9 protein-coding genes are annotated in these 8,220 nt (G+C 35.8%); 1 reads left to right on the top strand and 8 read right to left on the bottom strand.

What is annotated here, in order from left to right; genetic code table 11:
• Positions 1–94: 94 nt before the first annotated feature.
• The 6 genes from CQA66_RS08765 to CQA66_RS08740 form a co-directional block, all read right to left on the bottom strand.
• Positions 95–340 carry a Rieske (2Fe-2S) protein gene (locus CQA66_RS08765; RefSeq protein ID WP_104762766.1) on the bottom strand — a complete coding sequence of 82 codons (246 nt, stop codon included), beginning with the start codon at positions 338–340 and terminating at the stop codon, positions 95–97.
• 138 nt (positions 341–478) lie between these two features.
• Complete coding sequence (locus CQA66_RS08760; protein WP_104762767.1) at positions 479–676, bottom strand: hypothetical protein; 198 nt, start codon at positions 674–676, stop codon at positions 479–481.
• Between the two features lie 11 nt (positions 677–687).
• A complete protein-coding gene (locus CQA66_RS08755) occupies positions 688–939 on the bottom strand; it encodes a hypothetical protein (protein ID WP_104762768.1) in 252 nt (83 codons plus the stop codon).
• Positions 936–1,157 (bottom strand): acyl carrier protein, encoded by a 222-nt coding sequence (locus CQA66_RS08750; RefSeq protein WP_104762769.1) that lies wholly within the window; start codon positions 1,155–1,157, stop codon positions 936–938. The genes CQA66_RS08755 and CQA66_RS08750 overlap by 4 nt, the downstream gene beginning before the upstream one ends.
• Positions 1,158–1,538: 381 nt before the next feature.
• Positions 1,539–1,871 (bottom strand): zinc ribbon domain-containing protein, encoded by a 333-nt coding sequence (locus CQA66_RS08745; RefSeq protein ID WP_104762770.1) that lies wholly within the window; start codon positions 1,869–1,871, stop codon positions 1,539–1,541.
• Between the two features lie 86 nt (positions 1,872–1,957).
• Complete coding sequence (locus CQA66_RS08740; RefSeq protein WP_104762771.1) at positions 1,958–3,172, bottom strand: HD domain-containing protein; 1,215 nt, start codon at positions 3,170–3,172, stop codon at positions 1,958–1,960.
• A 169-nt stretch (positions 3,173–3,341) separates the two neighbouring features.
• Between CQA66_RS08740 and CQA66_RS08735 the strand changes: the two genes are divergently transcribed.
• Complete coding sequence (locus CQA66_RS08735; RefSeq protein ID WP_104762772.1) at positions 3,342–3,905, top strand: anthranilate synthase component II; 564 nt, start codon at positions 3,342–3,344, stop codon at positions 3,903–3,905.
• A gap of 63 nt (positions 3,906–3,968) precedes the next feature.
• Here the strand turns inward: CQA66_RS08735 and CQA66_RS08730 are convergent, their stop codons facing one another.
• The gene (locus CQA66_RS08730) at positions 3,969–6,086 is read right to left on the bottom strand and encodes a carbon starvation CstA family protein (RefSeq protein WP_104762773.1); all 2,118 of its coding nucleotides are present in this window, start codon (positions 6,084–6,086) and stop codon (positions 3,969–3,971) included.
• Between the two features lie 274 nt (positions 6,087–6,360).
• Positions 6,361–8,058 carry an NAD(P)H-hydrate dehydratase gene (locus tag CQA66_RS08725; RefSeq protein WP_104762774.1) on the bottom strand — a complete coding sequence of 566 codons (1,698 nt, stop codon included), beginning with the start codon at positions 8,056–8,058 and terminating at the stop codon, positions 6,361–6,363.
• Positions 8,059–8,220 lie beyond the last annotated feature (162 nt).

The raw sequence follows: 8,220 nt of genomic DNA, 5'->3' as shown, positions 1-8,220 counted from the left end.
ACAAAGAAAATTTAATCCCTCCCGGCTCCCTTTACCAAAAGAAAAGCCCCCTTTTAACCATTTCATTGAATCACCAAAACGCATACAAATAACCTTAACCATATAGCAATGTTTCTTGAAGAGAGAATCCATATCGCAGCAAAGAATGAAAACGCGCAATGATTGCTATATCTTTAAGTATGAAATTTGCTAGAATCCGAAAGACATTTTTTAAGGCATTAACGGGAATCTCTTTGATAAGAGGGCAAGTATTGTTAAAGGCTATAATATTGCCATTGTCGTTGTAGATAATTACTTGAAAGTCAAATATTTCTAATATAACATAATCTTTATTTTGCAAAATTTCAGATTTATGGCAGGCAATGTGCTAAAACGGCTTAAAAAGATTCTCGAATTCCAATTGCAGAGTCTCTTCACTGCAATAATCAATAACGTGTTTTTTCATTAATTATTCCTTTCATTCGAAGTTATTTTATGTCTATATAAGAGGCTTGTAGTAAAGTGCACATTGTAGAGCATCGCGAGACTTACACTTAATAGCAATAAAAAGAGCATAAGGATAGGCACTGCAACCGAGTGAAACATCATAGGCAGCTACTTCTTGTGTAATTCCTAGCCTATATTGCAAAATGCAGGCAGTAGCAGGTAGTTTATATTCATGCTTTCGCGAAACCACAATGATAGCATCTACTGAATCTTCACTCCATTTGCAGTTTTTAATGTATTCACTCCAGCATCAATATAGAGATTAAGTAGTGTCTCATCATTTTTGCAGCCAAAATGTCTCTCTAAGTGATAGACCGTTTCTACTCCTGTGGTTTTGATAAGCCTTCTTTTTGTCTTAGTGTCAAAATATGGATTATCCCTATTGTGTTTTTTGAGAGAAGGCAACACTGTGCAGGTATGTCTAATTGCCACTTGAGATACAGAACAATTCATACTTGTGCCTTGAGTAGAATGTCCCTAGCAGTTTGCATCGTTCTAATATCTTTGGGTTTGATTTTAATTTGCAATTTAGAGTCAAAAAGTGCTAATAGACTTAAATGCGCCATAGAATCCCAATCTTCATATTCATTCAGATTCTTATCTAATTCCAAAGTACCCAAGTCTATCATTAAGATGTCTTCTATTGCTTCTATCAATTCTTCTTTTGTCATTTCTTATCCTTAATATGTTGTAAATAGCCACGTAAATGGCTTACTTCGAATCTTTGTAAATACAAAACACCAAGTAAACCATTGATTATATTGCTGTTGCAAAGAGAATATAGGGGGATAAAAAGTCGAATAGAAATAAGTAGAGGTCTCGCGCAAAAAAGAAATATAAATTGAATGATAATAAGAAAGAAAAGTACTAAAATAAAAAGCTGTAAGAGAGTGGAAAAATTAAGAGTTATATATATTATATATATTATGAATTATAGAAGATATTGCATGCCTCTTTAGGATAAAACAATATTATACAATTATACAAAAAAACGCAAGAAGACAGATTCTCTTCTCTCATTCATAAAAGGCTGTAAGGATTTGTTAAAATAATTATTCTTTTGGCCTTGTAAGAAAGACAAATAAACCAAGTATAAAATCTGCAATTACCCAAATTGCAAACGTCAGTGTTATCCAGAATCCACCAGCCATAACATGCGCTACTTGTCCAATTTCATCTGTTGATTCAATGGCTCCATTACTATAAAAAGTAAAGACAAAAATTACCCATAGTAACATAATGAGATTAAACAAAATAAAAGCCCATTTAACCATAAATCCAAACAATCCTCGTTTTGGTTTTCTCAGTCTTACACCACAATTTTGGCATTTGAATGCTTTATCGCTAACTTCATTGCCACACTCTTTACATGCTATTAATGCCATGATTGCTCCTACTTAGTGATTGTTGTGTAATTATTACAAAAAAAAAAAAAAAAAACGCAAGAATGAAAATTATAGATTCTCTTCTCTCATTCATAAAAGGCTGTAAGGATTTTCCCTAGCTGCACATTTTTTATTGTTTTATGCTGCAAATCTCTATAAATAGAATCTGCTCCATTCTTTAAAATGGCTGTACTCACTCCATGTAGAATCGAGATTCTAGCCTCTAAAAACGCGCTAAGTTTATCGCAAAATTTCAATAAATCACCGCATATTGCGCGCCTTTGTTTGTCGTTGTGCTGGGATAAAAATATTTCACAATCATCTACTATATGCACCGTATTATCTGAATCTATGAATCGATTGCAAAATTCATTTTCTGTCCAATAAATAATATCATTTGTAATATAAGGCGGGAGCTTTTTAAGGATTTTTTCTTGCATTTCTTCTTGTTCGATTGCATGAATGAAGCTATCAAGACCGGGTACGGAATACTTAATAGGAGAAATAATATCACGCGTTAGAATTTCAGGTAAATCATGAAACAAGCCGCCAAAAAAATGCTCTTTACGCATCGATTCATTAAGCCCTAAATCTATACTCAACAAATAAGCGCAAATCGCTACAACAAGCGTATGTCCTAAGACTGAAGTTTCTGGTATTCTAGGCGTTTGACTCCATCTTTTTTGGAATCGAAGCTCTCCGAACATGCCTACACATTCGCGTAAATCTTGATAAAGTATAAGTTGCTGCATGCTCGATAAGTCGTAAAAGCTTTCGTTTTGAGAATCAATGGTGTTTTTAATCATCTCTACATCATAAAGCTTAGGGTTAAAATTATAGATAATGTCAAATTCCCACTTGGAAGCATAAAAATGTGCTGCCTGTAAAATTCTGGATTCTAAAGAGGAATCTTTTTCTAAAAGAAAATGCTCCATATTGTCAAAAAATGTATATCCCGCAACCTCTTTTTGTATACATTGTTTAACATATTGTGCAAGTTCTTTGCCATGAGAATGTTTAAGTTTATGAAATACTGGTGGTTTAATGTCTGTAAGCACTATACGTTCAAAAAACCCAAACAAAAATTTTTGTATCAAGGATTCATAGTGTATTGGCTTACCCAAATCTTCCTCGATTTTTGCAAACATATAAGCGATAATAATTTTGTGCGCTTGTTTGTCAAGCTCTACAAAGTCCAACGGACAAGCTTTATCGTTCCATCTACGAATAGAAGCACTTGTGAATATACGTTCTAAAAGATCTTTGTTGAGATGAGATTCTACGTATGGAAAAGGCTGCATATTACCCCTTGTTTTTGTAAAAATTGTATCGTATTTATGCGCAAGAAGTTGTGCAATATGTATTTGTTTTGTAGAATATCCTACATGTAGAATATATGATTTAGTTTGTATAAATAATAAAACGGTTATTGTCTTTAGCATACATTTAGAAACTCGGATAGGAAATGCAATGCGCTTAGTGCTTCTCGATAATTATGATTCTTTCACTTATAATATTGTCTATCAGCTTAAATGTCTCGGAGTGATTCCAATTGTTTTACCTAATGATTGCAATCTCTATGAAATACAACGTATAAAATTTACCCATCTAATTATCTCACCCGGTCCTAGTAGCCCTAAAGAATCAGGTGTTTGTCTTGAGGCAATTAAATATTTTGCTCCATATATACCCATACTTGGAATCTGCTTAGGACATCAATGTATTGCCGAAGCTTTTGGCGGAGAAGTAGGCAAGATGACAACTCCTAAACACGGTAAATCTTCTATTCTTTCTTTTGTGCCTAATCCACTCTTTAAGGGGTTAAAACAGAATCTCAAAATAGCACTTTACCATTCACTGCATGTACAAAACGCGGGAGATTGTGAAATCTTAGCAACCAATGAAGAAGGGATTATCATGGCATTACGTCATAGACAATATCCTTGTTACGGAATCCAATTTCATCCCGAATCAATCTTACAAGAAAAGGGAAAAAAGATAATGAAAAACTTTCTAGCCCTCAAAAGCAGTTAGGCGAGAAATCTTAGTTGCAATCAAATGCCAAATAAAGCAAGTTCAGGCATTACGAGCGGCAGATCATTTCGCTAAGATATATTGCTCTTCTTTGAGTGGATAACTACATCTCCCTCCTATACATTGCAGCGCAATACGAATAGATTGTAAGAGTATAATCACCGTTACAATCATAAAGAATATACAAAGTATCGCGTTAAGAGTGTTGTTAACAATAGATTGTTTTGTAACACGGATTTCAGTTTCTAACTGTTGTATGGATTCAGTGTCGTTTGGATTCTCGCTTTGTAGTGTTTGTAATTGTTCTTGTTTTTTTGCAACAGCAATGTTTGCATTTTGTACAAAAGCAACATGACTTACAGCATCATGTTTCTTCTCTCCGTTTGCTGGTAATACCTTTTGGATTCCCGCATACAACGTTGCACAAAGCACAAAGCTCGCTGGCAATGCAACGACCCATGCGTATCTGCCTTTACCCATTTTAAACAAGATAGCCATGACAAGGAGCAATGCCATACCCGCTAACATTTGATTACTTACACCAAAGAGCGGCCATAAACTATAAATTCCACCTCTAGGATCAATTGTGCCTTGATACAAGAAATATCCCCAACACACTACACATAAACCCGTTGCAAGCAACCCAGCTGGAATAGATTCTAAGTTGCCTAATGGCTTGTAGATATTTCCTAGAATATCTTGCACCATGAAGCGGCAGGTTCTAGTACCTGCGTCTACGGCAGTTAAGATAAACAACGCTTCAAAAAGAATGGCAAAATGATACCAAAAAGCCATAGAAGCGGCTTGGAATATCGGTACTTGCGAAATAATCATTGCAAGTCCTATTGCGAATGTTGGCGCGCCACCCGTTCGACTAAGAACCGTTTTTTCACCAATATCATGCGCGAGGTTTGTAATATCTGACGGAGTAATGACAAATCCCCAGCTAGAAATTGTTTCTGCCACACTTACAACATCTTTCCCAATTGCAATTGCTGGAGAATTAATAGCGAAATATAATCCAGGTTGCAAAATACACGCAGCAATTAACGCCATGATAGCAACCGCAGATTCCATAAGCATAGAGCCGTATCCAACAGGTCTTGCATGCGTTTCGTTTTCAAGCATTTTTGGCGTTGTCCCCGAGCTAATTAGAGCATGAAATCCACTTATCGCGCCGCAAGCAATCGTAATAAAAAGGAAAGGGAAAAGATCTCCAGCAAAGACTGGACCCGTGCCATCAATATAACGTGTAAATTTTGGCATTTGCAAATCTGGAGCAACAATTAGAATGGCAAACGCCATAGCTACAATAACGCCAATTTTAAGAAAGGTACTCAAATAATCCCTTGGAGCAAGCAAAAGCCACACAGGCAAAACGGCAGCAATGAATCCGTATGCCATAATAATTACTGCAAGAGTGGTTTCTTTGAAATGAAAATAGCTTGCTAAAACTACATCTTCTGCAATAACCTGTCCATAATAAAGTGCAAACATTAAAAGAATAAAGCCAATGATACTTGTTTCGCCAACTCTACCGGGTCGTAAAAATCGCATATAGATTCCCATAAAAATAGCAATAGGAATAGTCATAGCAATGGTGAAAGTACCCCATGGAGAATGCGCTAGAGCCTTGACAACAACCATAGCTAGAATCGCAATGATGATAATCATGATTCCAAAGATAGCTAGCATTGCTAGTCTTCCTACCGTATTGCCCATTTCTTCTTTTATCATTTCTCCTAGTGAGCGACCGTTACGGCGAGACGAAATAAAAAGCACGACAAAATCATGCACAGATCCAGCTAAGCAGCCCCCAACAAGAATCCATATCATTGAGGGAAGATAGCCCATTTGCGCGGCAAGAATAGGACCTACAAGGGGACCAGCACCGGCAATTGCAGCAAAATGATGTCCGAAACAAACGGCTTTGTGCGTTGGGACGAAGTTTTGCCCGTCATTATGAATGACTGCGGGAGTAGCTCTTTTGCTATCAAGTCCTAACACGGTATAGGCTACGAATTTACTATAGAATCTATAAGCGATGGCATAGATACAAACTGCCGCAACAACTAAATAAAGTGCTGAAATCTTTTCGCCCGTGTGCAGTGCTAAAACGCAAAAGCAAACAGCACCAACAATGGCTATTACTAACCAAATTAATATATTGAATGATCTCATATTTTTCCTTACATATTCTTTTAGAAGAGCTTGATTAAAAGCAAGTTTATGAGCTTTATTTCTTTTCTAAATACAGCAAGCCTTACTAGTCAATAATATAAAAAAAAATGAATCTTTATACAAAAATATTCTATTTTGTAACAAAAAACAATAAGGTGTTTAAAATTGTATCACTTTGATGTTTTGCAAAAGAAATACATTTCAAGTATTCAAAGCATAGATAACAAATATGTACTCTAAGGTTGCAATACAAAACAAGTTGCCAACACAAAGCTTATGAAAGTTTTGCAATGATTTTTAGGAGTTTTTTTGGAGTAAGCGCGTAACTATCATAAGATTTTAATGCCTTTTGACTAGCTATTGCATGCGCGAGACTTGCTTGCATGGCTGATTGCAAACTAGAATAACCCTGCGCAAGAAGACTTACAATCATTCCGCTTAAAATATCTCCACTTCCTCCTTTTGCTAAATTCGCTCTGCCTTGCGTGTTAATATAGATTCTATTTTGATGCGCTATAAGTGTATTCGCACCCTTTAATAAAAAGACTACATTAGGAAAAGCTTGCGTTAAACACTGTGCAATATAAGGCATATTTCTTAATACAGAATCTATTGAATTGTATTGATGAAGACTTTTTAAACAGCTATTTTGCATAAATGCTAATAATTCTTTTGGATGAGGTGTAAGAACGGCATGTTCTAAAAATGGTAAGAGGTTAATTAACTCCTTGCGATAAAGAATGTCTGCATCAAAAACAAAAGGAGTGGCGATTCTCTTCTTGGGATTCTGTTCTAACTGCAGAGAATCCTGCCTAGCTGTCTTTGGATAAGAGAGATTACAAAGTCCATACAGCCACGCAAAAAGCTTACTATATTGCGCTTCATCATAGCCCAATCCCATACCGATACCGAAAGCCTGTTGTGTAGCTTGTTGATTGCAGATTGTTGGCAAAGTGTTTGTATAAATGATTTCACAATCCTTTTGTAGAGATTCTGTATGATAAATGAAATCTTGAGAAATACATACTTTTCCTACTCCAAAATGCAAAGCCGCTTTCGCGCTCAATAATGAAGCACCAAACATTTCTCCAGCGAGAATATAGCCTGTGCCGTAAGTTCCTTTGTTGCTATTTTGTCTAGTCCTTAGCGGCAATTTCATATCGCTTTTTTCTAAGAGCATAAAAGTCGTCTTCTCTTGGCTGTCATCAGATTCAATAGAATTGCAATAACTTTTTTGATGAATGCCTAATGGTAGAATCTTTATTTTTCCTACAACATCTTTGATTCTAGAATCCAATAAAGCCAAATTGGCAACGCCCATACATAACGTGTAATCAACATCCCCTATAATATCCTCTATATCCGCATTGTGCCCCAAGATATTAGGCAATCCACTTGGTACATCACAAGCAATTTTTAAAGCACGTGAATCTCTAAAGCATTGTTGTAATTGTTTGTAATAAGCATGCTGCTGTAAAGAGCGCGTTGTATTATCAAATCCACTGCCAAAAATGCAATCAAGCAATATATCGTTTGGTTGCAGCTTAAGGAGTTGCGACATGATTGTGTTGTGATTGTCTTGTGTTGCATCATTTAATTCACCTTGCAAAAAAGCAAACGTTGTTATATTAAATAGAGGATTTGTGTGTGTAGTAGCATTGAGACGTCGCAGAGTATCATATTGCGCTTTGCAGAGAGCAGTTTTTGGATTATCTAGCATAATAATAGTAATTTGCGACTCTAAATGCAAAGCCGTAAGAATCCTCGCGGCAACCAAGCCATCTGCTCCATTATTTCCTCCTCCGCATAAAAAAACCACTTGAGATTTTCTGTTTTTCTGCTTCTTGATTTGTTTGGCAATAAAGCGAGCAAAATTATTCCCTGCGTTTTCCATGAGTATATATTCATTCAAGGCAAAGTCCTTGCAACTCTGCTGATCTAATGTTTGTTTATGAATTACAATTGACTGCATAACATTCCTTTGGTTTTAGTGTAATAAACACATCTTAAGTAAATTCTATCTATAATACCCCCTCCTCTCACAACCCAATTATAAAGGATAATTATGAGATTTACATGCGAAGTATTATCATGTAAAGACTTCATTAAAGAACAAAACATTGCAAGCTACAAT

It is taken from the genome of Helicobacter aurati, from assembly GCF_003364265.1.
In the GTDB taxonomy this organism is placed as follows: Bacteria; Campylobacterota; Campylobacteria; order Campylobacterales; family Helicobacteraceae; genus Helicobacter_A; species Helicobacter_A aurati.
The sequence above is the reverse complement of the archived record's forward strand: the minus strand, read 5'-3'. Positions and strand labels throughout refer to the sequence as shown.